The following is a 26,333-nucleotide window of genomic DNA, read 5'->3' on the forward strand; positions in this document are numbered from 1 at the left end:
CCACGCCATGAACGAGCGCAAGGCAGCGACCATCCTGTTCGCGGACGTGTCCGGCAGCACCAAGCTGTTCGAGACACGGGGAGACGTCACCGCGCGCGCGCTGATCGCCGGCGTGCTGCAGGCCCTGCTCGAAGTCGCCCATCGCCACGGCGGCAGCCTGGTCAAGACGATCGGCGACGAGATCATGTGCACGTTCCCCGCGGCGATCCAGGGCCTGTTCGCGGCCAGCGACATGCAGCGCCGCATCAAGGGCGACGCCCAGTTCGTACGCGACAGCCTGGGCATCCGCATCGGCCTGCACCACGGCGAGGCGCTGTTCGAGGAAGGCGACGTCTTCGGCGACGCGGTCAACGTCGCCGCCCGCATGGCTTCGCTGGCGGGTCGCGACCAGATCGTCGCCAGCGAGGCGATGACCGCCGGCATCACCCAGGTCGCCGGCCTGCGCCTGCGTTCGCTCGGCAGCGCCCGCGTTTCCGGCAAGGCGCAGCCGGTCGGCATCGCCGAGGTGGTCTGGCACGACGACCTCGGCGACGTCACCACCGTGCAGCGCGTCGTGCAGTCCGCCACTGAAGCGCCGCGCGCGCGGCTGCTGCTGCGCCACCGCAGCCAGGTGTTCGAGATCGACGAGCTGTCGGAGGCCTTCACGATCGGGCGCGACCCCACCAACCGGCTGGTCATCGAGGCCGACTGGGTCTCGCGGCTGCACGCGGTGATCGAATGGAAGCGCGGGCATTTCGTGCTGACCGACCGCTCCACCAACGGCAGCTGGCTGCGCATCGGCGAAGACGACGAACAGCACGTGCACCGCGAGGACGCGCACCTGCGACGCAGCGGCATCGTGAGCCTGGGGCAGGCGCACGACCCGGACTGGGTCGATACGCTGTATTTCCAGTGCGGCGGGTGAGGGCGCGGAGCGTGCGGCCGGCGTGATGGCCGCGGGGCAGGGAAGAGCGTTCCATCCAGCCCCTCAAGTGAGCCAGGCGTTCGACCCGATGCGGGGCTCTCGCTACCGCGGCTTCACCGCGTGGAAGTAATAGTTACCGCCCTCGTCGGTCGCATTGCCGGCCAGGGCCAGCCCCGCTTCGGCAAGCAGTCCCACATACGCATCCGCGCCCAACGAGCGCGATTCCCGTCCCGTCATAAGGTCCGCCCAGGCGCAGGCCTGGGCCGGCGCCGTGAACAGGAAACGGCCGCCGGGATCGAGCGCCGAGGCGACCCGGAAGATCAGGGACCGCTGCACGTCCGCCGGCAGCAGGAACACGAGGCCGACCGCGACGACGCCATCGAAACGCCTGCCGAAGAACGCGGACGTTTCCACCGGCTTGCAGGCCGCGTGCATCTGCGGAAAGCGCCGCCGGAACTCGGCCAGCAGCGTGGGCGAGGCGTCAACGCCGTAGACGTTGAAGCCATCTTCGATCAACGCCTGCGCGATCGGCACGCCGGTACCGCAGCCGAGATCAAGTATCGCGGCGCCGCGGGGCAGATCGCGTGCCCAGGCACGCACCACGTCGACGCCGATCGCGGACCGATCACGGGCGGCGATGAAGGCATCTGCCACCTGCTCCCAGCCGTGGGAGGCGTCGTGTTCGGAAAAGGGTGTCGAACCCATGCGTAGCTCAGCCCGCCGGCTTGCGCCCGATTGCCCGGTGCGCGATGTCGCGCCGGTAGAAGCCGCCGTCGAAGCCGATCGTGCGGATTGCCGCGTAGGCCTGTTCGCGGGCGTCGGCGATGTCGGTGCCGAGCGCGCAGACGGTCAGCACGCGGCCGCCGGCGGTGACGATGTGGCCGGCGTCCTCGCGGGTGCCGGCGTGGAACACCTTGACGTCGGGGCCGAAGTCGCCGTCGAGGCCATGGATGGCGTCGCCGCTGCGGACCTTGCCGGGATAGCCGTGCGCGGCGTAGACGACGCCGATCGCCGGGCGCGGGTCCCACTCGGCCTGGACCTGGTCGAGGCGGCCGTCCAGTGCGGCGTCGATCAGCGCGACGAAGTCGGACTTCAGGCGCAGCATGATCGGCTGGGTCTCCGGGTCGCCGAAGCGCACGTTGAACTCGATGACCTTCGGTGCGCCGCTGCGGTCGATCATCAGCCCGGCGTAGAGGAAGCCGGTGAACGGTGCGCCTTCGGCGGCCATGCCGGCCAGGGTCGGGCCGATCACCTCGTCCAGGATACGCCGCTCGACCGCCGGCGTGACGACCGGCGCGGGGGAGTAGGCGCCCATGCCGCCGGTGTTGGGGCCGGTGTCGGCTTCGCCGACGCGCTTGTGGTCCTGGCTGGTCGCCATCGGCAGCGCCTGGCGGCCGTCGGCGATCACGATGTAGCTGGCTTCCTCGCCGTCGAGGAATTCCTCGATGACGACCCGTGCGGAGGCGTCGCCGAGCGAATGCGCGCCGAGCATGTCGTGCAGGGCCTGCTCGGCGTCGCCCAGCGTCAGCGCGACGACCACGCCCTTGCCGGCGGCCAGGCCGTCGGCCTTGATGACGATCGGCGCGCCGTGCTGGCGCACATGGGCCAGGGCCGGCTTGAGCTCGGTGAAGACCGCGTAGCGCGCGGTGGGGATGTTGTGGCGGTCCAGGAAGTCCTTGGTGAAGGCCTTGGAGCCTTCCAGCTGGGCGGCGATGCGACCGGGGCCGAAGCAGCGCAGCCCGGCCTTGGTGAAGCGGTCGACGATGCCGGCGACCAGCGGCGCCTCGGGACCGACCACGGTCAGCGCCACGTCCTCGTCCTGCGCAAGGCGCAGCAGGCCGTCGATGTCGGTGGCGGCGACGGCGGCATTGCGGATGCCCGGCTCGCGCGCGGTGCCGGGGTTGCCGGGCGCGACGATCACCTCGGTGACGCGCGGCGACTGCCGGAGGCGCCAGGCCAACGCGTGCTCGCGGCCGCCCGAACCGATCACCAGTACCTTCATGCCTGTTTCCCGCCGTCAAAGGGCGTGCATGGTACCAACCGGCGCGGCGGGGCCGCAGCCCGTAGCCGTTCAGTCGCCGTGGCGGCCGGTCGGCAGGGTGCGCAGGCCCTCGCGGAACTGGCGCGGGCTGATACCGGCCTGGCGCTTGAAGGCGGCGCTGAGATGGCTGTGGCTGGCGAAGCCGGTCGCCAGCGCGATGGTGGCGATGTCCTGGCCGCTGTTGAGCAGCAGCCAGCGCGCGCGACGCAGGCGCTCCGCCAGCACGTATTGCGCCGGGGTGGTGCCGAAGCTGTGGCGGAACGCGATCAGCAACTGGTGCACGCTGAAGTCCGCGATCGCGGCCAGCTCGGCCAGGGTGATGCGCCGGTCGAGGGTGTCGGCGACGTAGTCGCTGATGCGCTGGGCGGTCTTCGCGTCGAAGGCGGCACGGCGCACGCCGGCCGGACGGCAGGCACCGCCGCGGCGGTAGTCGCGGAACAGGTGCTGGCGCAGCATCAGTTGCAGCCGCTCGCCCATCATCGCCGCCAGGTCGTCCTCGGCCGCGGCCAGGCGTGCCATCTGCGCCACCGCGTAGTAGAGGAACTCGTCGCGATGGGCCATGCACGGCCGCAGCGTGTCGAGGCGGCCGCTGCCGTCGCCGGGCAGCTCGGCCGCGGCGTCGGGTGCGATGCGCAGCTCCGCGTAGGTGATGACCTGGCCGCGCGCCTGGCTGACGTAGCGGCCGCCGGCCGGCACCAGCCAGATGTCACCCGGCGACGGCGGGTCGTGGGTGGCGCCGATGCCTTCGATCTCGGTGTCCAGCTCGCGCATCGCGCCGCCCAGGTGCACGATCAGCGTATGGCGCGGCTGCGTGATCGCCCAGGTAGTGCGCTGCCGGATGTCCTCGCGGCACACCAGGAACGCGACGCCGTCCCACTGGCGCTCGGAAAGGACCGAGAACGCCGCGGCGGGCTCGCCCGGTCCGCGCGCGGTCAGCCAGTTGTCGTCATCCGGATGCGGAGAATTTGACAGTCGTGCGGACACGATGAAAACACCCCGGGCTCGGTTGGCGTCATCTTAGCCAGGATCTGCCGGCCCCGGCCGCGATGCGTTGCCAAATGACACATTCGCCACGCCGGCGGACACCCCCCCACAAGGAGACACCCTCATGTCCGACCATACCCTGACCGGCAAGGTCGCCGTCATCGCCGGCGGCGGCAAGAACCTCGGTGCGCTGATCGCGCGGCAGTTCGTCGAAGGCGGCGCACGCGGCATCGCCGTCCACTACCACAGCGACGCGTCGCGGGCCGATGCGGAGAAGACCGTCGCGGACCTCAAGGCACTCGGCGCGGAGGCGTTCGCGATCCAGGGCGACCTGTCGGAGGTCGCCAACGTCGCGCGCCTGTTCGACGAGACGAAGGCGCGCTTCGGCCGCATCGACATCGCGATCAACACGGTGGGCCTGGTCATCAAGAAGCCGATCCTGGAGGTCACCGAGGACGACTACGAGCGCAGCTTCGCGGCCAACTCGAAGGCGGCGTTCTTCTTCATCCAGCAGGCCGGCCGCACGCTGGCCGACGGCGGCAGCATCGTCACCCTGGTCAGCTCGCTGCTGGCGGCCTATACGCCGTACTACGCGGTCTACCCGGGCAGCAAGGCGCCGGTGGAGCACTACACGCGCGCGGCATCCAAGGAGTTCGGCGAGCGCGGCATCTCGGTCAACGCGATCGGCCCGGGCCCGATGGACACGCCGTTCTTCTACGGCCAGGAGAGCGCCGAGGCGGTGGCCTACCACAGCTCGGCGGCGGCGCTCAGCAAGCACTCGAAGAAGGGCCTGACCGACATCGAGGACATCGCGCCGATCGTGCGCTTCCTGGTCACCGACGGCTGGTGGATCACCGGCCAGACGATCTTCGCGAACGGCGGCTACACCACGCGCTGACGCGCAACAGGGGACGGCGCGCCGCGTGGTCACGTGCCCGCGGCGCGCCGGCCCGTACCGGCGGAGCGCGCCGTCTCGATCGTGAGGCGCGACTCCCGGGGCGCGCGGCGGATTGTGTGCGCTGCGCGCAACGGATGGCGTGGCTCCGTCACGACGGGGCAAATCGAAAACGGCCGGGCAGGCCGGCTTCCGGCGACCTGCTAAAGTCGGCGGCGACCGGCGCCGGATCCGGCGATGCGAGCGATGCACGACGGCAACGACACGCCGGCCATCGGGCGCGTCGTGGCGGATTCGCCGCGACCGCGATGCGATCGTCCGCAACCGGCTGGCCGCACCGCAGAGGAGAACCGACGACATGCGCACCCTCGTACTGATCCTGATCGGCCTGGTGGTACTCGCACTCGCGACCGGACTCAGCCGGCCGGTGCGACGGCCGCTGGCGGCGCTCGTGTTCATCGGCTTCTGGCTGGTGGTCTGCGCAGCCAATCTCGCGGTCGGCCTCTCGCACGGCTATTCGCTCGGCGAGGAGATTGGTATCCATCTGGTGTTGTTCGGCGTGCCGGCCGTGGCGGCATGGGTCGTCCGCCGGCAGGCGATCCGTGTGGCCGGTCAAGGCAGCGTGCCGGAGCAATCGCCGCGCGAGTGACCGCTGCGCCGAGGCGCACGTCGATTGGCACGGGCCGGCTCGATCGGGCGCCCGGCGTTCACGCTTCGCCGCGCTGCCGTGCCTGCCGGGTGACCTGAGCGACGCTCGGACTGCCGGACGCCGGTTGCCGCGCGGACAACGGCTTCGGCCTCCGTGGCCGCGGACGAGCAGCCGGCGGTCCGCCGAGCATACCCGGTTCTTCGTGAGGTGCCGTCAGCGCTCGCGCGGCGTCCGCGCGTCGCTCGATCCGGTCCTGTCCGGTGCCGCGGGCGCTTCGAGCGAGGCCAGCCATTCGCGCGCCTGCGCCGTGCGGCGGTGGTCGGTACCGACCGTCGCCTCGAATGCGGCGACGGCCGCGCGGGCGTCGGCAAGCGCCGCGTCACTGCGGCCGAGTGCGGTGCGTGTGCGGCTGCGGTAGACCAGGGCGATCGCGCGTTCGGGCCGGCCGCCCAGCGCGGCCGGATCGTCGAGCAGGGCGTCGAGCAGGCCGAGCGCTTCGGCCGGCCGGTCCTGCCGGCCGATCGCATTGGCCAGGCTCATCTGCGTGATCCAGGCGCCGGGATCGTCGGCGCCGCGTGCGGCACGTTCGGCTTCGAGCAGGGCGCGGAACGCGGTTTCGGCTTCGGCGTAGCGCCGGCTCGCGAGCAGTTCGTTGGCGAGGTTGTAGCGCGTGCTGAGCGTGCTGGCGTGGCCGGGGCCGAGCCGGCGCTGCTTGATCGCGAGGTCGCCGGTCCAGATCGCGATCGCGGCGGCGCGATCGCCGCTCTGGCTGAGCGCGACGGCGAGCTCGTTGTGGTTGCGCAGGGTCTCCGGATGCTCGGTGCCGAATACCGCCAGGCGCCGCGCGTGGAGGTCGCGCAGTACCGCGATCGCCTCGGCCTGGCGGCCGCCGTCGCGCAGCGCGCGCGCCTTGCCTTCGAGGCTGCGCAGGCGGCGGTAGTCGTCGGCGCCGTCGCGCGCGGCGCGGCGGGCGGCAGTGGCGTCGAACAGGGCGGCGGCGGGCTCGGCATGGCCCTGCAGCAGCCACAGGTGGCCGCGCGTGTCGGCGTGGTCGAGCTTCAGCGCGTCGTCGTCGGGGCGGGTCTGCAGCGCCTGCACCAGCGTCGCGTCGAGCGTGACGGCCTCGTCGAGCCGGCCGGCCCAGCTCAGCGTGTCGAGCAGGGCGATGCGCGCGGCGATCAGCGCATCGCCGCCGCCGTCGCGCCGTGCCTCGAGCACGCCGATCAGCGTTTCGAGCCGGTGCTGCGCGGCCGCGTAGTCGCTGGCGGCGAGGTCGCGGCGCGCCTGCTGCAGCACGATGCCGACCGCGTCGGGATCGTCGGCCGGCGCCAGCCGGCGGCGCAGCGCGTACGCGCGATCGAACTGCTCGCCGGCCAGGCCCAGTTCGCCGATACCGGCGTAGGTCGCGCCCAGCGTGCGGCGCAGCTCCGACTCGATCGCCGGCTGGTCGGCGAAACGCCTGCCGACGCGCGCCAGCGCCCGGTCGAGCGCTTCGCGCACGCGCAGGTCCGGCTGGCTGGCCGTGAACGGATCGGCGGCGGCGAGCAGGTCGTCGCTGACGAAGGCGTTGATCGCGCGGACCTTGGCGGCCTCGGCACGCGCGAGGTCACGCTCGCGTGCCAGGCGTGCGTTGAACGCCAGCACCAGCGCGATCGCCGCGAGGCCCGCCAGCGTCACCGCGATGGCGGTGACCGGACGCCGCCGCAGCGCGCAGGCGAGCACATACGGCCAGCGGCCGCGCAGGGCCTCGACCGGACGGCGCTCGCGCAGGCGCTCGATGTCGGCGCGCAGTTCCGTGACCGAGCCATAGCGCGCCGCGGGATCGGCGGCGCAGGCACGGCCGAGCACGGCCAGCAGCTCGCGCCGCCGCACGGCCGGCATCGCGATCCAGTGCGCCGCATGCAGCGACGGCGGCGCCGCGGCGGGCGGCGTCCCGTCGCCAAGGCCGGTCGCCGTTGCGTCGCCGTCGCCGTCGCGCACGAGCAGGCCGGCCAGCAGACGGCCGAGCTGATACTGGTCCGAGGCGGTGCCGACCGCCTCGCCGGCGAGCTGTTCGGGGCTGGCGTGGCCGGGTGAGTACGCGCGCGGGCTGTCGCCGTCGCCGAGCAGGACGGCGATGCCGAAATCGAGCAGACGCGGCCGTCCGTCCGCATCGACGAGCACGTTGCCGGGTTTGATGTCGCGGTGGATCAGCAACCGCGCATGCGCGAACTGCACGGCCTCGGCCACGCCGAGCCACAGCCGCAGGCGCGCGTCCAGGGACAGCCCGTGGCGGCGGCAATGGCGATCGATGCGCTCGCCCTCGACCCATTCCATCGCGAACCAGAGCAGGCCTTCGGCGTCGCTGCCGCCGTCGAGCAGGCGCGCGATGTTCGGATGGCGCAGGCCGGCCAGGATCTGCCGCTCGCGCCGGAACAGCTCGGTGCCGGCCGCGCTGCCGCGTTCGGCCAGGCACTTGAGCGCGACCTGCTGCGCGAACTCGCCGTCGGCGCGCTCGGCCAGGTGCACGACGCCCATGCCGCCGCGGCCGAGCTCACGCACGACGCGATAGGCGCCCAGCCGCGTGCCGGCGGGCAGCGCTTCGGTGTCGCTGCGCGCGAGCAGATCGCGCAGCAGGGCGCCGCCGAGCAGGACGCCGGGTTCGAGCAGGTCGCGTGCACGGTGCGTCATCGGAATCGGGCTGGCCGGGGCGGGGACATCGACGCTAACCCGGTCCGGCGGCAGGGTCCGCCAGCGCGCCGCTCAGGTCTCATCGAGCAGATCCGCCAGGCGCTGCCGCGCCTCCAGCCACAGCCGCTGGCTGGTGCGCAGCGGCAGGTCGAGCGCATCGGCGGTTTCCTGCTCGGTCATGCCGGCGAAGATCCGGCACTCGACGACGCGTACGCAGCGCGGGTCCTCTGCTTCCAGGCGCATCAGCGCCGAGTCGAGCTCGATCAGGCCGCGCGCCTCCTCGGCGATCGCGTCGGCGTGGGCGTCGGCGTCCACGTGCGAGGCGCCGCCGCCGCGCTTGAGCGCCACGCGGTCGCGCGCGTGGTTGAGCATCAGCTGGCGCATCGCCCGCGCGGCCAGTGCGAGGAAATGCATGCGGTCGACGATGCCGTCGGCGCCGCCGCGCGCCAGCCGCAGATAGCAGTCGTGCACGAGCACGGTCGGGTTGAACGTGGCGCTGCCGTGGCCGCCGAGCAGGCCGCGGGCGATGCGCTTCAGGTCCTCGTAGACCAGGCCGACCGCGCGCTCCCAGGCCTGGGCGTCGCCGGTGCGGGCCTGGGCGAGCAGCAGCGTGATGTCGGTCATCGGCGGACCTCCGGATGGCGTGCCCGATTGTAGGCGGGCGGTGGTGACCTGCGGGTCTTTGGCGGGCCGGCACGCGATTGCGGGTTTCCGAGGATGAGCAGGCGATCACGGGTCCATCCCGGGTCCGGTCGATCGCCGTCTGTCAAAGCCGACCGGGAGTCCCCCATGACCGCTCGCATCTCGCTTCGTCTGGCCGCCTTGCTGGGCACCTGTCTGCTCGCGCTGAGTGCGACACCGGTCGCCGCACAGCTACGCGAGAGCCGCTTCGCGCCCGAGCCGAACGGCCCGGTGCACGCGATGGCCGAACAGGCGGACGGCAAGCTGCTGATCGGCGGCAACTTCACCGCGATCGGCGGCGTCGCGCGTACCGCATTGGCACGCCTGCATGCCGACGGCCGCGTCGATACCGGCTTCGACGCGCGGATCGCGGCCGGTTCGGTCGCCGCGATCGTGGTGGAGCCGGGCGGGCGCATCGTCATCGGCGGCACGTTCACGCAGGTAGCGGGCAGCCCACGCCAGCGCCTGGCGCGGCTCGGCACCGACGGCGTGCTCGACCCCGGCTTCAACCCGGGCGCCGACGGCGCGGTCGAAGCGCTCCTGCGCCAGGCCAATGGCCGCCTGCTGGTCGGCGGCAGCTTTTCCAGCGTCGGCGGCCTGCCGCAGGCGCGCCTGGCACGGCTCGACGCCGGCGGCCGCGTCGACGCATCGTTCGCGACCACGGTCAGCGGCGTCCACGTCGATCAGCTCGCCGCGCAGCCGGATGGGAAGATCCTGATCGGTGGCTTGTTCAGCACGGTCGCCGGCCAGCTGCGCGAACACGTCGCGCGGCTCGACGCCAACGGCCGGCTCGATCCGGGCTTCCGTGCCGACATCGACGGTGTGGTCTCGGCCTTCGCGCCGCTGCCGGGTGGTCTGCTCTACATCGGCGGTACGTTCTCACGCGTCAACGGCGTGGACCGCGCACGCCTGGCGCGCCTGCGCGCCGACGGCACGGCCGATCCGAGCTTCACGGTCGGCGCGAACAATACGGTCACCGCGCTGGCGCTGGCACCGGACGGCCAGCTGTGGATCGGCGGCATGTTCACGTTGCTCGGCAACCAGCTGCGCACGCGGCTGGCGCGCCTCGACATCAGCGGCGGTCTGGATATGGATTTCCTGCCGGCCGCCGATGCCACGGTCGGGCAGCTGCTGATCCAGCCCGACGGCCGCGTGGTCCTCGGCGGCGCCTTCACCAAGATCAACGGGCTGCCGCGCGCGCGGTTGGCGCGGATGGATCCGGTCGGCACGCCCGACGATGATTTCGTGATCGCCGCCAACGAAGGCATCGGCTTCATCGACACGCTGGCGGTGCATGCCGATGGTCTCATCGCCGTCGGCGGCACCTTCGAGTCGATCGGTGGCGAGATGCGCTGGAACCTGGCGTGGCTGACCTCGTTCGGCAGGACCGCCTTCGGCTTGAGTCCCGCGCCGAATCAGGTCGTGTCGAGTCTGGTCGTCGCCGCCGACGATCGCGTGACCGTCGGCGGCGCCTTCTCGCAGATCGCCGGCCAGACCTGTGACGGCCTGACCCGGCTCGGCGCCGGTGCCCTGCCGGATGCCGGATTCGGCGGTTGCGCAGTACGCTCGGGCACGGTGACCGGTCAGGTTCCGCTGGCCGGGGGCGACTGGCTGATCGTCGGCGACTTCACCTCGGTGGCCGGTCAGCCGCGTGCCGGCATCGCGCGGCTGACCGAGGTCGGCACGCTGATCGCCGGTTTCGCGCCGGGCGCCGACGGCTGGGTCGCGCGCGCGATCGAGCAGGCCGACGGGCGCCTGGTACTGGCCGGCGAGTTCACGGCTCTGGCGGGCCAGCCGCGCCGTTTCATCGGCCGCCTGCTGCCGAACGGACAGTCCGATGCGAGCTTCGCCGTCGTCGTCGACGCCGCGATCCAGTCGCTGGTCCAGCAGCCCGACGGCAAGCTGCTGATCGGCGGCGGCTTCACGACGGTCGACGGTGTATCCGCGCCCGGCATCGCACGCTTGCATGCGGATGGTACGCGCGATGCCACGTTCGACGCCGAGCTGGACTTCGGCGACGCCGCGAGCATCGAGCTGCAGACCGACGGGGGCCTGGTCCTCGGCGGCCTGTTCGTGGTCGACGACGCGCTGCGCGGCGTCGTGCGCCTGCACGCCGACGGCTCGCGCGATGCAGCGTTCTCGATACCGATAGCGGCCCCGTCGACGGCGCTCGCGCTGCAGGGCGACGGCCGGCTGCTGGTCGCCGGCCTGCTCGCCGACGGCGGCGGCGCCGGCCACGGCGTGGTCCGCTACAGCCTGGCCGACGCGGCCGTGCAGCGGCTCGAGACGCAGGGCCGCACCGTGCGCTGGCGCCGTTCCGGGACAAGCCCGGAACTGGCGGCGCCGCCGAAGCTGTTCGTCTCGGCCAACGGCATCACCTACGTACCGGCTGGGACGATGCAGCGCGTCGGCGACGCCTGGGAGGCCAGCGGGTTGCAGGCCACGCCGGGCCAGTCGTTCTGGTTGCGCGCCGAGGGGCGCGTCAGCAGTGCGGGCGGCTCGTCGATGAGCGTGGTCCGCTCGACGCTGCGCACAGCCCTGGTCGACCGGATCTTCGAGGACCGCTTCGAGTAGCGGCCGCATAGCGATGCGATGCGCGGAACCGATCGCATGCGGGCGGTGGCAGGCGTCACGAGGCGCGTGAGCGACGGCGCGGCGGCGCACCGCACCGCAAACGCGTGCGTCCCCCCCCAGTGGCCGCCGCCGGCGCCGCTCGGGCCTTCCCCGCCGCCGGCATCGCTCGTCTCCGGCATCGGTACCACCCTTTCACGTCCCACGACACCCAACCCCGCGACATCAGTCCCCGAGAGGTCCATTCGCATGAACGTTCCCCGCCCCCTCGCCCACGTGCTGGCGGCCCTGGCCGCCGCGGTCGCGCTCGCCGCGCCGCCGGCCGGCGCCCAGGTCGTCGGCTTCAAGCCGAACCCGAACGGCGAGGTCCGTACCGCCGTACAGCTGGCCGACGGCCGCGTGCTGATCGGCGGCGATTTCACGGTCGTCGACGGCATCGCCGCGATCGGCCTGGCACGCCTGCACGCCGACGGCCGCATCGACACGACGTTCGCGGCCGGCATTGATTCCGGACGCGTCCATGCGATCGTGGTGGAGCCCGACGGCCGGCTGGTGATCGGCGGCAGCTTCACGTCGATCGGCGGGGTCGCGCGCGGTCGTATCGCGCGGCTCGGCGCCGACGGTGCGCTCGATCCGGCGTTCGCGCCGCAGGCGGACGACGTGGTCCGTACGATCCACCGCCAGGCCGACGGGCGGCTGCTGATCGGCGGCCACTTCACCCGCATCGACGGCGTGCCGCAGGGGCGCCTGGCGCGCCTGACCACGGCCGGCATGCGCGATGCGAGCTTCACGACGGCTGCCGACGGCTTCGTCTTCGCGGCCGTCCCTCAACCGGATGGCGCGCTGGTGATCGGCGGCGCGTTCGAGCGCGTGGACGGGCAGCCGCACCGGTTCCTGGCGCGGCTGCGCCCGGATGGCCGGCGTGACGCGGCGTTCGACACGCAGGCCGACGGCAGCGTGCAGGCACTGGCCGTCACCGCCGAAGGCCTGATCTATGCCGGCGGCGCGTTCACCACGATCGACGGCCTCGCGCGGCGGCACCTGGCGCGACTGCGCGCGGACGGTTTGGTCGACCCGGCCTTTCGCCGCGACGCCGACAGCAGTGTGCTGACGCTGGCGCTGCAAGCCGATGGCCGCCTGCTGCTCGGCGGCAGCTTCGGCCAGGTCGACGGCCAGGCGCGTACGCGCCTGGCCCGGCTCGCCGTCGACGGCAGCGTGGAGGCCGATTTCCGTCCGCAACCCGGCAACAACGTGACGCTGCTGGCCGAGTTCGCCGACGGCCAATTGCTGGTCGGCGGGCCGTTCGGGCAGTTCGGCGTCTGGACGCGATCGCGCCTGGCGCGCCTGTATCCGGCCGGTGTGCTCGACGACGACTTCGCCGTCGCGATCGATCAGGGCACGTTCGCGATCGCGCCGCTGCCGGACCGCCGCCTGCTGGTCAGCGGACCGCGCCGCTACGCCGGCCAGCAGATCGGTTCGCCGGTGCGGATCGGCGTGGACGGCACGCCTGATCTGGCCTACGCACCGAACATCGAGAATGCCGTGGTCAGTGCGGTCGTCGATGCCGCCGCCACGCGCATCCTCGGCAGCTTCGAGGTGATCGCCGGGCAGGACTGCCGGCGCCTGGCGCGGCTGCGCGACAACGGCAGCCTCGACGTCAACTTCAGCGGCTGCGCGCTCGGCGGCGATGTCGCGACCGGCGTGCCGCTCGCCGACGGCGGCCTGCTCGCCGGCGGCAGCTTCACCGAGGCATCCGGCCATCCACGCCGCGACCTGGCGCGGTTCGCCGCCAACGGCGGCCTGATCGGCGGTTTCGCGCCACAGGCCGACGGCGCGGTGGTCACGGCCGCCGAACAGCCGGACGGCCGCCTGGTCATCGGCGGCTTCTTCGACACGATCGACGGCCAGCCGCGCAGCGGGCTGGCGCGTGTGCTCGCGGACGGCACGCTCGATGCCGCGTTCGCGCCGCAGGTCGGCGACGGCGCGGTGACCACGCTCGTCGCGGCACCCGACGGCGCGTTGATCGTGGCCGGCGATTTCCTGCGCATCGACGGTCAGCCGCGCCCGACGCTGGCGCGGTTGCGCGCCGACGGCAGCCTGGACGCCGGTTTCGTGCCGGCGATCGCCGAAGGCTACGTCGCCTCGGTCGCGCTGCAGGCCGACGGCCGGCTCGCGGTCGCCGGACGCCTCGTGCTGGCCGGACAGAGCCGCGCGATCGACGTCGTGGTGCTGCGCGCTGACGGCAGCGTCGATCCGGGCTTCGTCGCGGGCACGCCGTCCGCCGAGTCCAACGCGGTGGCGATCCAGGCCGACGGCAAGCTCGCGTTCGACGTCTTCGGCGGCGACGGCTCACGGCGGTTGGCGCGTGCCGGCCAGCGCACGGCGGCACTGCAGCGGCTCGGCGTCGAGGGCGGCGTCGTGCGTTGGCGGCGCGGCGGTGCGAGCCCGGAGCTGAGCGGACCGCCGCAACTGTCGATCTCGACCAGCGGCGCCAGCTACGCCACGCTCGGCCCGATGCAGCGCGTGGCCGGCGGCTGGATGCTGCCGGGTTTCCGGGCGCCGGTCGGTCAGCCGTACTTCCTGCGCGTGCAGGGCCGCACCAGCGGTGGTGTCGGCAACGGCGCGGCCGGCCTGGTCGAGACCACGGTGCGGCTGTTCCGGCCCGAGCGCATCGTCCGCCACGACTTCGACTGAGGCCGGGCCGTTCAGCGGCACAGCCCGAAGCGGCCGCGGTCCAGGTGCAGGTGATCGGCATGGGCCGCGTTGTAGTCGGGCCCGAGCACGGTATCGAACCAGCGGCAGGCGCCGCGATGGACCGCGTGCAGGAACCGGGCCTCGGCCGAGTCACCGTCCCAGTCGCCGCGTACGCGGATGCGCCGGCCGTCGGCGAGCACGAAGCCGGCGACGTCGAACGCGTCGGCGGTGGCATGGCGGCTGCGGCGCGCGTCGGGCCGGCCGTAGACGTTGCGGCAAGCGTAGCTGCCGAAGTGCTCGATGCGGGCGACCGGCTGGCCGAGACGCGCGCGGGCCTCGGGCTGCAGGCTGTGGCGCTCCCACAGTGCCAGCGACACCGCGGCGCGGCAGCTCAGCGAGAACGGTGCGCCGACGGCGACGCCGGTGGCGCGGATCTGCACGGCGTTGTCGAAGCCGCAGCCGGGACCGGTCTCGCGGTCGGGCAGGGCGGTGTAGCGAAAGCCGGTAGTCGCCAGCACCGCGCGGCACAGCGGTGCGTCGTGTGCGAGGCGGCGCAGCTTGAGCGGCGTCAGCAGGTTCGGCCGGTCGTCGATGCGCAGCGGCGTCCAAGGCTTCCAGCGGTCCTCGATGCGCAGGTGCCCCTGCCCGAGCGCATAGGCCAGGGCCGCGATCGCGACGGCCAGGGCCAGCAGCAGCCCGCGCAGCGGCCGGCGGCCGGCCTTCATCGGCCGCGACCGGCTGCGGTGCGGGGCGGTGCCGGCGATGCGCGCATGCGCCGATTCCGCTCAGGGCTCGTCGACGATCTCCAGCGCCACGCCCAGGTCGCGCGCCAGCGCCTCGGCGGCTTCGCGTGCGCGCCGTGCGGTGGTGTCGTTGGGCGCCTCCACCTCGATCGCGTGGAAGCCGGGGCCGATGTCGTCGGTCAGACCGGCGGAACTGGAATCCTCATCGTCCATGTGCGGCATCAGGTCGTCCACTTCCTCGACGTGCTCGATGCCGTCGAGCGAGGTCAGCAGGTTGATCAGCGTGCGGGCGTCGTCGTCGCCGCCGGTCAGGCGCAGGTGCAGGGTCGGCATGGGGGGCTCCTCGCTGCGGGGAACCCCAGTAGATACCGCCCTGCCCGAATCGCGCCCGAACCACGCCGGGGCGCGGACGGCCGTATCTGAACCGGGACACGTTCCGGCACCGCGGGCCGCGCCGGGAGTGCCGGTTCCTGGCGCAGAATGGCGCGATCACAGCCACAGGGGCGCGCCCATGGATCCGACGATCGAGCCGATTCCCGAAGCCCGGCAGCCTGTCGCCGCACCGGCCGCCCGTGCGGCGCGCCAGGCGCAGCTCGACCTTGGGGTGCGCATCCACCGCCAGCTCGGCCTGCTGGTCGCCGGCGGCATCCTCTACACCTGCTATTTCGCCAGCGAGCTGATCCTGCCGATCCTGCTGGCGGCGTTCTTCGCGCTGCTGCTGAATCCGCTGATGAAGCGCCTGGCGCAGCGCTGGCTGCCGCGCTGGATCGCCGCGCTGGCGCTGATCACGCTGTTCATCGGCGTGCTCGGCGGCATCGGCAATGCGCTGTACCCGGCCGCGGCCGAATGGGTCGGGCAGGCGCCGCAGGTGCTGCGCGAGGCGATGCCGCGGATCAAGGCGCTGACCCGCCCGTTCCAGGAGGCGAGCAAGGTGACCGCCTCGCTCGGCGAGATCGCCGGCGACGACGAGGCGCGCCGGTCGCGCGTGGTCCTGCAGGCGCCGGCGCGGGCCAACCTGCTGGCGGCCACGCCGCGGGCACTGGCCAGCGTGCTGGCGGTGGTGCTGCTGACGTACTTCTTCCTGCTGTACGGCGACACCCTGCTGCGCCGGGTGCTGCTGCTGCGCCCGACCTGGGCGGCCAAGCGATTGACCGTGGACATCGTGCGCTCGATCCAGAACGACGTCTCGCGCTATTTCCTGACGGTCTGCTCGACCAGCATCGCGCTCGGCGTGGCGACCGCCGGCCTGCTGTGGGCGCTGGGCGTCGATACGCCCTTGCTGTGGGGCGCGGTGGCCGCGCTGCTGAACCTGACGCCCTACGTCGGCCCGCTGGTGATGGCGGCGGTGCTGGCGCTGGTCGGGCTGGCGCAGTTCCCGGCGCTCGGTGCCGCGCTGCTGCCGGCCGCCGGCTACCTCGGCCTCCACACGCTGGAAAGCCAGGTCGCCACGCCGCTGGTGCTCGGGCGCACGGTCAACCTCAATCCGCTGGCGATCATCGTCTGGCTGATGCTGTGGGGCTGGCTGTGGGGCATCCTCGGCCTGCTGCTGGCGGTGCCGATGCTGGTGTGCCTGAAGATCGTCTGCAGCCGCGTGGAGAGCCTCCAGGAGATCGCCGTGCTGCTGGAGAAGTGAGCCGGCCGCTCCGCAGGTCTTGCCGAGGCCCGCCATCGACCCTGTACGATGGACGCCGGCAACGGCGGCAGGTGACGGGTCATGGCGGCAGAGACTTCGGGTAGCGAGCTGGTCAACGTGGTCGCGCTGCTCGGCGCGGCCGTCGTCATGGTGCCGATCTTCCGGCGCATCGGCCTGGGCTCGGTGCTCGGCTACCTCGCGGCGGGCCTGCTGATCGGCCCGTTCGGCCTGGGTTGGTTCTCCGATCCGCAGGCGATCCTGCACGTGGCCGAACTGGGCGTGGTGATGTTCCTGTTCGTGATCGGCCTGGAGATGCGGCCTTCGCACCTGTGGAGCCTGCGCCAGGAGATCTTCGGCCTGGGCAGCCTGCAGATCGCGGTCTGCACGATGGCCCTGACCGGCGTGGGCCTGGCGTTCGGCTTCCCGCTGCCGGTGTCGTTCATCGGCGCCGCCGGCTTCGTGCTGACCTCGACCGCGATCGTGATGCAGCTGCTCGGCGAGCGCGGCGACATCGCGCTGCCGAACGGCCAGAAGATCGTCTCGATCCTGCTGTTCGAGGACCTGCTGATCGTGCCGCTGCTGGCCCTGGTCGCGTTCATCTCGCCGGACATGCGCGAGCAGGCGGCCGATTCGCGCTGGCTCAGCGTCGGCATCGGCGTGGCGGCGCTGGCCGGGCTGATCGCCGCCGGCATCTGGCTGCTCAACCCGCTGTTCCGGATCCTGGCGGCGGCCAAGGCGCGCGAGGTCATGACCGCCGCCGCGCTGCTGGTGGTGCTCGGCGCGGCGCTGCTGATGCAGGTGGGCGGCCTTTCGATGGCGATGGGCGCCTTCCTGGCCGGTGTGCTGCTGTCCGAATCGACGTTCCGTCACCAGCTGGAGGCCGACATCGAACCGTTCCGCGGCATCCTGCTCGGCCTGTTCTTCCTCGCCGTCGGCATGTCGCTGGACCTGGCCGTGGTCGCGCGCAACTGGCCGCTGATCGTGTCCGGCGTGCTGGCGATGATGCTGGTCAAGGCGCTGTGCATCTACGTCGTGGCGCGGGTGATGCGCAGCAGCCATGCCGAGGCGCTGGACCGGGCGGTGCTGATGGCGCAGGGCGGCGAGTTCGCGTTCGTGCTGTTCGCGGCGGCGTCCGCCGCGCACGTGATCGACGCGACCGTCAACGCCAACCTGACCGCGATCGTCGTGCTGTCGATGGCGCTGACGCCGCTGTTCGTGATCCTGATCCGTCCGCTGATTCCCAAGAAGGTGGAGTCGATGGACGGCATCGACGTCGCCGAGAACCTCTCCGGCACGGTGCTGGTCATCGGCTTCGGGCGCTTCGGCCAGGTCATGAGCCAATGCCTGCTGGCGCGCGGCTGCGAGGTCACGATCATCGACACCGACGTGGAGATGATCCGCAGCGCGGCCGACTTCGGCTTCATCGTCTACTACGGCGACGGCACGCGGCTGGACGTGCTGCGCGCGTCCGGCGCGCCGACCGCGCGTGCGATCGCGGTCTGCGTCGACAACAAGGAATCGGCCTCGCTGATCTGCGAGCTGGTGCGCGAGGAGTTCCCGCACGCCAGCGTGCTGGTGCGCGCCTACGACCGCGAGCACGCGGCCAAGCTGGTCGCCGCGGGTGCCGACTTCCAGATCCGCGAGACCTTCGAGTCGGCGCTGCGCTTCGGCGAGGCGGCGCTGCGCGCACTCGGCGTGGAGGCCGAAGAGGCGGCCGAGACCGCCGCCGAGGTCCGCCGCCGCGACGCGGAGCGCTTCGAGCTGGAAGTGGCCGCCGGCGACGTCCGTGCCGGCCGGTCGATGATGCTCGGCAATGCACCGCGGCCGGTGCCGACGCCGTTCACCGCGCCGCGCCGCGAGGCCCGGCCGCTGACCGCCGAGACCGCCGCGGTGACGCGCGAGACGGCGGAAGAGGCGCAATGAGCCGCGGCTCGACCGCCGCGACGGCCACGAGCGCCGACGTCGTCGGCTTCTGGCGCGATGCGGGGCCGGAACGCTGGTTCGAGAAGGACGCCGCGTTCGACGCGGCCTTCGGCGCGCGCTTCGGCGATGCGCATTTCGCGGCGGCGCGGCGCGAGTTCGACGGCTGGAAGGCCACGGCCGACGGCGTGCTCGCGCTGCTGATCCTGCTCGACCAGTTTCCGCGCAACGTGTTCCGCGGCTGCGCGCACATGTATGCGACCGATCCGTTGGCGCGGCAGGTGGCCGGCCACGGCATCGCGCAGGGCCTGGACCGGGCGATCGACGCCGAGCTGCGCCTGTTCTGCTACCTGCCGTTCGCGCATTCGGAAGACCTGGCCGACCAGGATCGCTCGGTGGCGCTGATGCGCACGCTCGGCGCCGAGCCGCTGGCACACGCCGAAGGCCACCGCGACATCGTCCGCCGCTTCGGCCGGTTCCCGCACCGCAACGCGCTGCTGGCGCGGACCACGACGCCCGAGGAGCAGGTCTTCCTCGACGCGGGCGGCTTCGCCGGCTGAACCGCGCGGCGTGCCCGAATACCGCTCGCCGCTGAACGGCGGCGGCGGGCGTCACAGCGCGTTCATGACCGGCGCCCTCCAATGCCCGCACGGCCCGAGGGAACCGAAACGGATCCGGTGCGGGCCGCCCCAACTGGAGAACGACCCATGAAGAATACGTTGCTTGTCGCCGCGATGGCGGCGGTGCTCGGTCTCGGTGCGTGCAGCCAGCAGGATTCCGCCGCCGAGGCGCAGCGCAAGGTCGACCAGGCGCGCCAGCAGGCCGCCGAGGAGGTCGCCAAGGCGCAGCAGCAGGCCGACGCGCAGGCTGCCGAGGCGCAGCGCAAGCTCGACGCCGCCCAGGCCGAGGCGCGTGCCCAGGTCGCCGAGGCGGACGCCAAGGCCAACGAGAAGATCAATGCCGCGCAGGGCGACGCGATGGATGCGGCGCGTGCGGCCGGCAAGGACGTCGCCGGCGTCGAGTCGGACACGATCCGGGCGCAGGCCAAGGCCGACTACGACCTGGCGATCGCCAGGATCGACGCCGACCTGAAGGTCGCCAAGGAACGCTGCGACACGCTGGCCTCCGGCCAGCAGGGCGCCTGCAAGGATCAGGCGAACGCGGCGCACGAGGCCGCCAAGGCCCAGGCCAAGCGCCTGCTGGACGACGCCGAGGCGATGGCCAAGGACGCCAAGCGCGATTGATGGCGCAGTCGCCCGCGCCGGGCCCGCGGCTGACCGCCGCGCGGCCCGGCGCGGGCGCTACGGGGCTGCCGGCGATGCCGCCTTCACGCGGGCCATGCCGATCGAGGCCGGCGCCGTCACCGCGAACCCGAAGCGGGCGTAGAGGTGCTGCGCCGTGCCGTCGGCGAACAGGCTGACGTACGCGCTGGCGGGCACTTCCCGATCGATGAAGTCCGCGATCGCCTGCACGATGCGCCTGCCGAGGCCGCGTCCCTGGTGGGCCGGCAGCACGGCGATGTCCACCACCTGGTAGAAGCAGCCACCGTCGCCGATGACGCGACCCATGCCGACGACGTCCTCGCCGTGGACGACCTGGACCGCGAACAGGCTGCCCGCGAGGCCGGCCGCGGCCGCCTCGGCGGACTTGGGGCTGAGGCCCGCGGCCGCACGCAGATGGCGGTAGGTCGCGACGTCGGGAACGGCGTACCGGAGGTGGTAGTGATCGGGCGGGGGCATGCGGCGTGCTCCTGGACAGGTGTTCGAGGGCGGGGACGAGGCCGCGCCGGCCGCCGTCCGCGAGCGTGGGTCAGCCGCCGACGAAGCGCAGGCCCACGCCCGGCTCGGTGGCGATGTAGCGTGGCGCACTGGCGTCGTCGCCGAGCTTGGCGCGCAGCTTGCCGACCAGGATGCGCAGGTAGTGCGTGTCGTCCTGGTGTGTCGGGCCCCACAGCTCGCGCAGCAGCTGCGGCTGCGTGACGACGCGGCCGGCGTGGCCGACCAGCAGCGCCAGCAGCGCGAATTCCTTGCGGCTGAGGGCGAGCGCGGTGCCGTCCAGGCGCACGTCGCGGTGCGCCAGGTCGATGCGCAGGCGGCCGTCGTCGAACACCGGCACCGGGCCGCCGCCGCTGGCGTGGCCGCGCAGCAGTACGCGGATGCGCGCCATCAGCTCCTGGATGCCGAACGGCTTGGTCACGTAGTCGTTGGCGCCGGCGTCGAGCGCGGCGACCTTGCCGGCTTCGTCGGCGCGCACGGTCAGCACGATCACCGGCACCGCCGACCACTGGCGCAGGTCGCGCAGGACGTCCTGGCCGTCGCGGTCGGGCAGGCCGAGGTCGAGCACGACCAGCTCCGCGCCCTGGCTGGCCAGCAGCGCCAGGCCTTCGGCGCCGGTCGCCGCCAGCAGCACGCGATAGCGCTGCGCACGCAGGCTGATGTCGAGGAAGCGGCGGATCTGCGGCTCGTCGTCGATCACCAGCACGCGCGGCGGCGGTGCCGAGTCGAAGGCAGGCGGCGTGGCGTCAGTCGGGCTCACCGGTGGGACCGGGCGGTTCGTTGCGCGGCAGCGTAATGCGGATCGTGGTGCCGGCGCCATCGGCACCCGGCAAGGCCTCGATGCTGCCGCCATGCGCACCGACGATGCCCTGGCTGATCGCCAGGCCCAGGCCGGTGCCCTGGCGGCCGCGGTCGCCGCGCTCGACGCTGTAGAACATGTCGAAGATGCGCGTGCGCTCGGCTTCCGGGATGCCGGGGCCGCGGTCGCCGATGTCGATGTGCAGGCGGCCTTCCGCATCGGTACCCGCGGCGATCGTCACGGCCTGGCCCGGCGGCGAGAAGCGCGCCGCGTTCTCGATCACGTTGAACAGCGCCTGCTCGACCAGCGCCGGATGGACCCACAGCGGGCCGATGTCCGGCGCGATGTCGATGCCGAAGCGCACGTCCGGCTGGTAGCGCTGCAGGCGCCCGGTGGCCGATCCGACCAGCTCGTCGATGCCGATCCAGTCGCGGTTGAGGCGCAGCCCGGCGTGGCCCAGGCGCGTCATGTCCAGCAGGTTCTGGATGTAGCGGTCCAGGCGTTCGCCTTCGAGGCGGATCGTCTCCAGCAGCGCGGCACGGTCGCCGGCGCCGATCGCCTCGCCGTAGCTGGCCAGGCTGTCGGCGGCGCCGATCATCGCCGAGAGCGGCGAGCGCAGGTCGTGCGAGACCGAGCTGAGCAGGGCCGAGCGCAGGCGTTCGGTCTCGGCGCCGACGCGTGCCTGCTCGAGATCGGCGCCCAGGCGCGTGCGCAGCACGGCCTGGCCGAGGTCGTCGACCATCGCTTCGGCCAGCCGCCGCTGCTCCACGCCGAGCCGCGTCGTCGCCGGCGCCAGGCGCAGGCCGGCCACGCCGATCAGCGCGCGGTCGGCGGCGATCGGCAGGAACCACCAGGCCGAGCCGGCCAGGGTGTCGGTATGGCGTCCGGCCGGTTGCCGGTGGCGTCGCGTCCACTCCGCGGCCGCGCGGTCCAGGTCATCGATGGCAGCCTCCGGCGAGCGCGCCTCGGCGCTGGCGCCGCCGGTGGGCGGGGCGTCCACGACGATCCAGGCCGTGCCGTCGAACGCGCTCTCCAGTGCCTGGCGCCCGGCGCGCACGACGCCGTCCAGGTCGGTGGCGGCCGCCAGCTGCCGTCCGAACGCCTGCAGCACCGTCGCATGCGCATTGGCGGCGCGCAGCGCCAGGACCTGCATGCGCAGCCGCGAGGCCAGCCGGCCGGCGATCAGCGCGGCGCCGAGGAACAGCAGCACCGTCACGATGCCCTGGCGCGCGCCGATGTACAGCGTGAAACGCGGCTCGATGAAGAACAGGTTGTAGGCGAGGAAGCACAGCACCGCGGTGGCGACCGCGGCGATCATCCGCGTGCGCGAGGCGACCAGCACCACGGCGACGATGAAGACCATCGACAGGTCTTCCAGGCCCAGCCAGCGCTCGGCGACGGCGGCGATCGCCACCGCCAGCGCGGTCGCGATCGCGACCAGCAGCGGCTCGGTCCTGGCCAGACCGGCGCCGGCCGTCCGCGCGCGCCGGCGCGAACGCGCGCGTGCCCCTGGGGCATTGATGATGGTCAGGTCGTAGTGCGCGCCGTGCTGCAGCAACTGTTGCGTCAGCGTGCGATTGAACAGCCGCGCGACCGGCCGCTCGCGCGTGCGGCCCAGCACGATCGAGGACACGCCGTTGTGCGCGGCATGGTCGAGCAGGGCATCGACGATGCCGGGCCCGTGCAGCACCTGGGTCTCGGCGCCGAGCGTGCGCGCCAGCGCGAACGCGCGGTCCAGCTCCAGCTGCACCGCCGGATCGGCCACCGGCCCGGCCTGCACGTTGACGACCGACCACGGCGCATCGCGGCGTTCGGCCAGGCGGCGCCCGATGCGGACCAGGTACTCGGAGCGGCCGTGGCCGTCGATCGCGACCAGCACGCGCCGGCGCAGCGCGATGCCGGGCAGGCCGCGTGCCGCCTGCGTCTCGCGCAGGTCGCTGTCGACGCGGTCGGCGGCGGTCTGCATCGCCAGCTCGCGCAATGCAGTCAGGTTGGACGGCGAGAAGAACGCCTGCAGCGCCTGCGCCGCCTGCTCGGGCACGTAGACCTTGCCCTGCTTGAGGCGCTCGATCAGCTCGCGCGGCGGCAGGTCCACCAGCACGATGTCGCGCAGGCGGTCGAACACGGCATCGGGAACGGTCTCGGCGACGCGCACGCCGGTGATGCCGTGGACCAGGTCGTTGAGGCTTTCCAGGTGCTGGATGTTGACCGTGGTGTAGACGTCGATGCCGGCGTCGAGCAGTTCGGCGACGTCCTGCCAGCGCCGCTCGTGGCGGCTGCCCGGCGCGTTGCGGTGCGCCAGCTCGTCGACCAGGGCCAGCTGCGGCCGCCGCGCGAGCAGGGCGTCCAGATCCATCTCCTCGATCAGCCGGCCCTGGTACGGGGCCTGCCGCCGCGGCAGCACTTCCAGCCCTTCGGTCAGCGCCGCGGTCTCGCTGCGGCCGTGCGTCTCGACCAGGCCGACCACCAGGTCCACGCCGCGCCGGCGCAGTTCGCGCGCACGTGACAGCATCGCGTAGGTCTTGCCGACGCCGGGCGCCGCGCCCAGGAACACGGTCAGCCGGCCGCCGCCTTCGCGGCGCAGTTCGCCGATCAGCGCGTCGGCGCGTCGGTTGCGCGGGTCACCCATCGGGCTATTGTGCGCCGCTTCGCGGTGGCGGCGCGCTGCCGGCGGGTATGCGCGCCGGGAGGGCATCGAGGGCCAGGTTCAGCTGCAGCACGTTGATCCGCGGCTGGCCGAGCAGGCCGAACTGCGGCGCCTCGGTCCGTTCGGCGAGCAGGCGCGCGACGATGGCCGGGTCCAGGCCGCGCGCGGCGGCGACGCGCGCCATCTGGATCCGCGCCGCTGCCGGGCTGATGTGCGGGTCCAGGCCGCTGCCGGACTGGGTCACGAGTTCCGGCGGCACCTCGGCGGCGGCCACGCCCTCGCGCGCCGCGACGGCGGCGGTGGCCTCGGCCAGGCGCCGGCGCAGGTCCGGATTCGTGCGCGCCTGGTTGCTGCCGGCGGCGGCCATCGGGTCGTAGCCGGCAGCGGACGGGCGCGGGCTGAAGTAGCGTGGGTCGGCGAACGGCTGCGCCAGCAGTGCCGAGCCGACGACATGGCCGTCACGCACGACCGGGCTGCCGCCGGCGGCCTCGGGGAACGCCAGGCGGCCGAGCGCCGCGCCGGCCAGCGCATAGGCCAGGCCCAGGCCGAGCAGGATGATGACGGCGAGCACCACGCCGGCACGGACGAGGCCGTGGTCGGCTGGGAAGGCGGTAGGGGAAGCGGCATTCATCGTGGGATCCTCAGGCGCCGACGGTGGCGGCGAGCAGCAGGTCGATCAGCTTGATGCCGGCGAACGGCAGCAGCACGCCGCCGGCACCGTAGATCAGCAGGTTCCGGCGCAGCAGCGCGGTGGCGCCGGCCGGATGGAAGCGCACGCCGCGCAGCGCCAGCGGGATCAGCGCCGGGATGATCAGCGCGTTGAAGATCAGTGCGGCCAGCACCGCGTTGGCCGGGCTGGACAGGCGCATGACGTCCAGCACGGCCATCTGCGGGATCGCCGCGGCGAACAGCGCCGGCAGGATCGCGAAATACTTGGCGACGTCGTTGGCGAGCGAGAACGTGGTCAGCGCGCCGCGCGTGATCAGCTGCTGCTTGCCGACCTCGACCACGGCCAGCAGCTTGGCCGGATCGGAATCCAGATCGACCATGTTGCCGGCCTCCTTGGCCGCCTGCGTGCCGGAGTTCATCGCCAGGCCGACGTCCGCCTGCGCCAGCGCGGGCGCGTCGTTGGTGCCGTCGCCGACCATCGCGACCAGGCGCCCGGCGGCCTGCTCGGCACGGATCCGCGCCAGCTTGTCCTCCGGCCGCGCCTCGGCGATGAAGTCGTCGACGCCGGCCTCGGCGGCGATCGCCGCCGCGGTCAGCGGGTTGTCGCCGGTGATCATGACGGTGCGCACGCCCATCGCACGCAGCTGGGCGAAGCGCTCGCGGATGCCGTGCTTGACCACGTCCGACAGCTCGACCACGCCGAGCACGTGGCGGCCCTCGGAGACGACCAGCGGCGTGGCGCCGCCACGCGCGACCTGCGCGACGCGGGCGTCCAGTTCGTTCGGCGCGCTGCCGCCGAACGCGGCGACGTTGCGCGCGATCGCGTCGGCGGCGCCCTTGCGGATCGCGCGCGCGCCGTCGGCACCGGCGATGTCGACGCCGGACATGCGCGTGGCCGCACTGAACGCGAGGTAGTGCGCCTGCGCCGGTTCGTCGATCGCGCTGCCCTGCTGGCGCGCCAGCCGCACGATCGACTTGCCCTCGGGCGTCGGGTCGGCCAGCGAGGCGAGCAGGGCCGCATCACGCAGCGTGCGCAGCTCCACGCCGGCCAGCGGATGGAACGCGGTGGCCTGGCGGTCGCCGAAGGTGATCGTGCCGGTCTTGTCGAGCAGCAGCACGTCGACGTCGCCGGCCACCTCCACCGCCTTGCCGGACTTGGCCAGCACGTTGGCCGCCAGCGCCCGGTTCATGCCGGCGATGCCGATGGCCGGCAGCAGGCCGCCGATCGTGGTCGGGATCAGGCAGACCAGCAGCGCGATCAGCAGCAGCACGTCCACCTTCACGCCGACGAAGGCGCCGATCGCCGGCAGGGTGGCCACGACGATCAGGAACGTCAGCGTCATCGCCGCCAGCAGCATCGTCAGCGCGACCTCGTTCGGCGTCTTCTGCCGGTTGGCGCCCTCGACCAGCGCGATCATGCGGTCGAGGAAGCTGTGGCCGGGCTCGGCGGTGATGCGCACGACGATCCGGTCGGACAGCACCTTGGTGCCGCCGATCACGCCCGAGCGGTCGGTGCCGGCCTCGCGCAGTACCGGTGCCGATTCGCCGGTGACGGCCGATTCGTTGATCGTCGCGACGCCCTCGACGATCTCGCCGTCGGCCGGGATGAACTCGCCGGCGCTGACGATCACCGCATCGCCGGGCCGCAGCGCGGCGGCGGCGATGCGTGTCTCCTCGCCGGCCGGGCCGATGCGGCGTGCGATCAGGTCGCTGCGCGCGCGCCGCAGCGCGGCGGCCTGGCCGCGGCCGCGTGCTTCGGCGACCGCCTCGGCGAAGTTGCCGAACAGCACCGTGACGAACAGGATCGCGGTCACCGCCCAGCCGAAGCCGGGCGTCGCCTGGCCGCCGAGCGTGATCAGCGCCGCCAGCAGCGTGCCGGCGAAGACGATCGCCATCACCGGGCTCCTGACCAGGTGCTGCGGCGACAGCTTGACGAAGGCATCACGCACGGCGGCGCGCAGGCCGGCCGCGTCGAGCAGGGCCCGGTGGCGGCGGGGAGGTATGGCGGAGGAGGAAAGGCCGGTCATGGCTGCGGGGCTCGGTAACGGATGAGGGGCT

The 26,333-nt window shown here is 72.9% G+C and carries 21 protein-coding genes; 9 read left to right on the forward strand and 12 right to left on the reverse strand.

Going from position 1 to position 26,333, the window contains the following annotated elements:
• The first annotated feature begins 7 nt into the window (after nt 1-7).
• Nucleotides 8-904, forward strand: a complete 897-nt coding sequence (locus I596_RS01890; RefSeq protein ID WP_067643375.1) for an adenylate/guanylate cyclase domain-containing protein — start codon at nt 8-10, stop codon at nt 902-904.
• Nucleotides 905-1,006: 102 nt separating this feature from the next.
• On the opposite strand, the gene I596_RS01895 is transcribed toward I596_RS01890, so the two are convergent.
• From I596_RS01895 to I596_RS01905, 3 genes are all read right to left on the reverse strand, one after another.
• A complete protein-coding gene (locus tag I596_RS01895) occupies nt 1,007-1,609 on the reverse strand; it encodes a class I SAM-dependent methyltransferase (protein WP_067643378.1) in 603 nt (200 codons plus the stop codon).
• A 7-nt stretch (nt 1,610-1,616) separates the two neighbouring features.
• Complete coding sequence (gene purD / locus I596_RS01900) at nt 1,617-2,906, reverse strand: phosphoribosylamine--glycine ligase (RefSeq protein ID WP_067643381.1); 1,290 nt, start codon at nt 2,904-2,906, stop codon at nt 1,617-1,619.
• Nucleotides 2,907-2,975: 69 nt separating this feature from the next.
• A complete protein-coding gene (locus tag I596_RS01905) occupies nt 2,976-3,929 on the reverse strand; it encodes a helix-turn-helix transcriptional regulator (RefSeq protein WP_067643384.1) in 954 nt (317 codons plus the stop codon).
• Nucleotides 3,930-4,053: 124 nt separating this feature from the next.
• On the opposite strand from I596_RS01905, the gene I596_RS01910 reads away from it, so the two are divergent.
• Nucleotides 4,054-4,827: an SDR family oxidoreductase gene (locus I596_RS01910; RefSeq protein WP_067643388.1), complete on the forward strand. Its 774-nt coding sequence runs from the start codon at nt 4,054-4,056 to the stop codon at nt 4,825-4,827.
• Between the two features lie 355 nt (nt 4,828-5,182).
• Complete coding sequence (locus I596_RS01915) at nt 5,183-5,473, forward strand: hypothetical protein (protein ID WP_067643391.1); 291 nt, start codon at nt 5,183-5,185, stop codon at nt 5,471-5,473.
• 213 nt (nt 5,474-5,686) lie between these two features.
• On the opposite strand, the gene I596_RS01920 is transcribed toward I596_RS01915, so the two are convergent.
• Together I596_RS01920 and I596_RS01925 are read right to left on the reverse strand one after the other, a co-directional pair.
• Nucleotides 5,687-8,143, reverse strand: coding sequence for a serine/threonine-protein kinase (locus I596_RS01920; protein WP_067643394.1), 2,457 nt, complete (start codon nt 8,141-8,143; stop codon nt 5,687-5,689).
• Nucleotides 8,144-8,215: 72 nt separating this feature from the next.
• Nucleotides 8,216-8,767 (reverse strand): ECF-type sigma factor, encoded by a 552-nt coding sequence (locus I596_RS01925; protein WP_067643397.1) that lies wholly within the window; start codon nt 8,765-8,767, stop codon nt 8,216-8,218.
• A 165-nt stretch (nt 8,768-8,932) separates the two neighbouring features.
• Between I596_RS01925 and I596_RS01930 the strand changes: the two genes are divergently transcribed.
• Nucleotides 8,933-11,398 (forward strand): delta-60 repeat domain-containing protein, encoded by a 2,466-nt coding sequence (locus I596_RS01930; protein WP_067643400.1) that lies wholly within the window; start codon nt 8,933-8,935, stop codon nt 11,396-11,398.
• Between the two features lie 246 nt (nt 11,399-11,644).
• Nucleotides 11,645-14,089, forward strand: coding sequence for a delta-60 repeat domain-containing protein (locus I596_RS01935; RefSeq protein ID WP_150131969.1), 2,445 nt, complete (start codon nt 11,645-11,647; stop codon nt 14,087-14,089).
• Between the two features lie 11 nt (nt 14,090-14,100).
• Here the strand turns inward: I596_RS01935 and I596_RS01940 are convergent, their stop codons facing one another.
• Both I596_RS01940 and I596_RS01945 read right to left on the reverse strand, forming a co-directional pair.
• Nucleotides 14,101-14,814 (reverse strand): extensin-like domain-containing protein, encoded by a 714-nt coding sequence (locus I596_RS01940; protein ID WP_067643406.1) that lies wholly within the window; start codon nt 14,812-14,814, stop codon nt 14,101-14,103.
• 60 nt (nt 14,815-14,874) lie between these two features.
• Nucleotides 14,875-15,165: a hypothetical protein gene (locus tag I596_RS01945; RefSeq protein WP_067643409.1), complete on the reverse strand. Its 291-nt coding sequence runs from the start codon at nt 15,163-15,165 to the stop codon at nt 14,875-14,877.
• Nucleotides 15,166-15,343: 178 nt separating this feature from the next.
• Here I596_RS01945 and I596_RS01950 point away from each other — a divergent pair, with 178 nt between their 5' ends.
• The 4 genes from I596_RS01950 (at nt 15,344) to I596_RS01965 (ending at nt 19,629) form a co-directional block, all read left to right on the forward strand.
• Nucleotides 15,344-16,465 carry an AI-2E family transporter gene (locus tag I596_RS01950; RefSeq protein WP_190278962.1) on the forward strand — a complete coding sequence of 374 codons (1,122 nt, stop codon included), beginning with the start codon at nt 15,344-15,346 and terminating at the stop codon, nt 16,463-16,465.
• 81 nt (nt 16,466-16,546) lie between these two features.
• On the forward strand, nt 16,547-18,388 hold the full coding sequence (locus I596_RS01955; protein ID WP_067643412.1) for a monovalent cation:proton antiporter-2 (CPA2) family protein: 1,842 nt from the start codon (nt 16,547-16,549) through the stop codon (nt 18,386-18,388).
• Nucleotides 18,385-18,945 carry a DUF924 family protein gene (locus I596_RS01960; RefSeq protein ID WP_067643415.1) on the forward strand — a complete coding sequence of 187 codons (561 nt, stop codon included), beginning with the start codon at nt 18,385-18,387 and terminating at the stop codon, nt 18,943-18,945. Before I596_RS01955 ends, I596_RS01960 begins: the two co-directional genes overlap by 4 nt.
• A 147-nt stretch (nt 18,946-19,092) precedes the next feature.
• A complete protein-coding gene (locus I596_RS01965) occupies nt 19,093-19,629 on the forward strand; it encodes a hypothetical protein (protein ID WP_067643418.1) in 537 nt (178 codons plus the stop codon).
• A 57-nt stretch (nt 19,630-19,686) separates the two neighbouring features.
• On the opposite strand, the gene I596_RS01970 is transcribed toward I596_RS01965, so the two are convergent.
• From I596_RS01970 to kdpB, 5 genes are all read right to left on the reverse strand, one after another.
• Nucleotides 19,687-20,124 (reverse strand): GNAT family N-acetyltransferase, encoded by a 438-nt coding sequence (locus tag I596_RS01970; protein WP_067643421.1) that lies wholly within the window; start codon nt 20,122-20,124, stop codon nt 19,687-19,689.
• Nucleotides 20,125-20,194: 70 nt separating this feature from the next.
• On the reverse strand, nt 20,195-20,920 hold the full coding sequence (locus I596_RS01975) for a response regulator (RefSeq protein ID WP_067643424.1): 726 nt from the start codon (nt 20,918-20,920) through the stop codon (nt 20,195-20,197).
• Nucleotides 20,907-23,588 (reverse strand): sensor histidine kinase, encoded by a 2,682-nt coding sequence (locus I596_RS01980; protein WP_067643427.1) that lies wholly within the window; start codon nt 23,586-23,588, stop codon nt 20,907-20,909. The genes I596_RS01975 and I596_RS01980 overlap by 14 nt, the downstream gene beginning before the upstream one ends.
• A gap of 4 nt (nt 23,589-23,592) precedes the next feature.
• The gene (gene kdpC / locus I596_RS01985; protein ID WP_067643431.1) at nt 23,593-24,237 is read right to left on the reverse strand and encodes a potassium-transporting ATPase subunit KdpC; all 645 of its coding nucleotides are present in this window, start codon (nt 24,235-24,237) and stop codon (nt 23,593-23,595) included.
• A gap of 10 nt (nt 24,238-24,247) precedes the next feature.
• Complete coding sequence (kdpB, locus tag I596_RS01990; protein ID WP_067643433.1) at nt 24,248-26,302, reverse strand: potassium-transporting ATPase subunit KdpB; 2,055 nt, start codon at nt 26,300-26,302, stop codon at nt 24,248-24,250.
• Nucleotides 26,303-26,333 lie beyond the last annotated feature (31 nt).

Origin of the sequence: Dokdonella koreensis DS-123 (assembly GCF_001632775.1) — a bacterium.
GTDB classification, from domain to species: domain Bacteria; phylum Pseudomonadota; class Gammaproteobacteria; order Xanthomonadales; family Rhodanobacteraceae; genus Dokdonella; species Dokdonella koreensis.

Bases quoted from the DNA above. Each gene is read 5' to 3' on its own strand.
- I596_RS01950 (WP_190278962.1), top strand. From the start codon at position 15,344: ATGGATCCGACGATCGAGCCGATTCCCGAAGCCCGGCAGCCTGTCGCC.
- I596_RS01960 (WP_067643415.1), top strand. From the start codon at position 18,385: ATGAGCCGCGGCTCGACCGCCGCGACGGCCACGAGCGCCGACGTCGTC.
- I596_RS01940 (WP_067643406.1), bottom strand. From the start codon at position 14,814: ATGAAGGCCGGCCGCCGGCCGCTGCGCGGGCTGCTGCTGGCCCTGGCC.
- I596_RS01945 (WP_067643409.1), bottom strand. From the start codon at position 15,165: ATGCCGACCCTGCACCTGCGCCTGACCGGCGGCGACGACGACGCCCGC.
- kdpC (WP_067643431.1), bottom strand. From the start codon at position 24,237: ATGAATGCCGCTTCCCCTACCGCCTTCCCAGCCGACCACGGCCTCGTC.
- purD (WP_067643381.1), bottom strand. From the start codon at position 2,906: ATGAAGGTACTGGTGATCGGTTCGGGCGGCCGCGAGCACGCGTTGGCC.
- I596_RS01930 (WP_067643400.1), top strand. From the start codon at position 8,933: ATGACCGCTCGCATCTCGCTTCGTCTGGCCGCCTTGCTGGGCACCTGT.
- I596_RS01935 (WP_150131969.1), top strand. From the start codon at position 11,645: ATGAACGTTCCCCGCCCCCTCGCCCACGTGCTGGCGGCCCTGGCCGCC.
- I596_RS01970 (WP_067643421.1), bottom strand. From the start codon at position 20,124: ATGCCCCCGCCCGATCACTACCACCTCCGGTACGCCGTTCCCGACGTC.
- kdpB (WP_067643433.1), bottom strand. From the start codon at position 26,302: ATGACCGGCCTTTCCTCCTCCGCCATACCTCCCCGCCGCCACCGGGCC.
- I596_RS01920 (WP_067643394.1), bottom strand. From the start codon at position 8,143: ATGACGCACCGTGCACGCGACCTGCTCGAACCCGGCGTCCTGCTCGGC.
- I596_RS01955 (WP_067643412.1), top strand. From the start codon at position 16,547: ATGGCGGCAGAGACTTCGGGTAGCGAGCTGGTCAACGTGGTCGCGCTG.
- I596_RS01895 (WP_067643378.1), bottom strand. From the start codon at position 1,609: ATGGGTTCGACACCCTTTTCCGAACACGACGCCTCCCACGGCTGGGAG.
- I596_RS01915 (WP_067643391.1), top strand. From the start codon at position 5,183: ATGCGCACCCTCGTACTGATCCTGATCGGCCTGGTGGTACTCGCACTC.
- I596_RS01925 (WP_067643397.1), bottom strand. From the start codon at position 8,767: ATGACCGACATCACGCTGCTGCTCGCCCAGGCCCGCACCGGCGACGCC.
- I596_RS01890 (WP_067643375.1), top strand. From the start codon at position 8: ATGAACGAGCGCAAGGCAGCGACCATCCTGTTCGCGGACGTGTCCGGC.
- I596_RS01980 (WP_067643427.1), bottom strand. From the start codon at position 23,588: ATGGGTGACCCGCGCAACCGACGCGCCGACGCGCTGATCGGCGAACTG.
- I596_RS01910 (WP_067643388.1), top strand. From the start codon at position 4,054: ATGTCCGACCATACCCTGACCGGCAAGGTCGCCGTCATCGCCGGCGGC.
- I596_RS01965 (WP_067643418.1), top strand. From the start codon at position 19,093: ATGAAGAATACGTTGCTTGTCGCCGCGATGGCGGCGGTGCTCGGTCTC.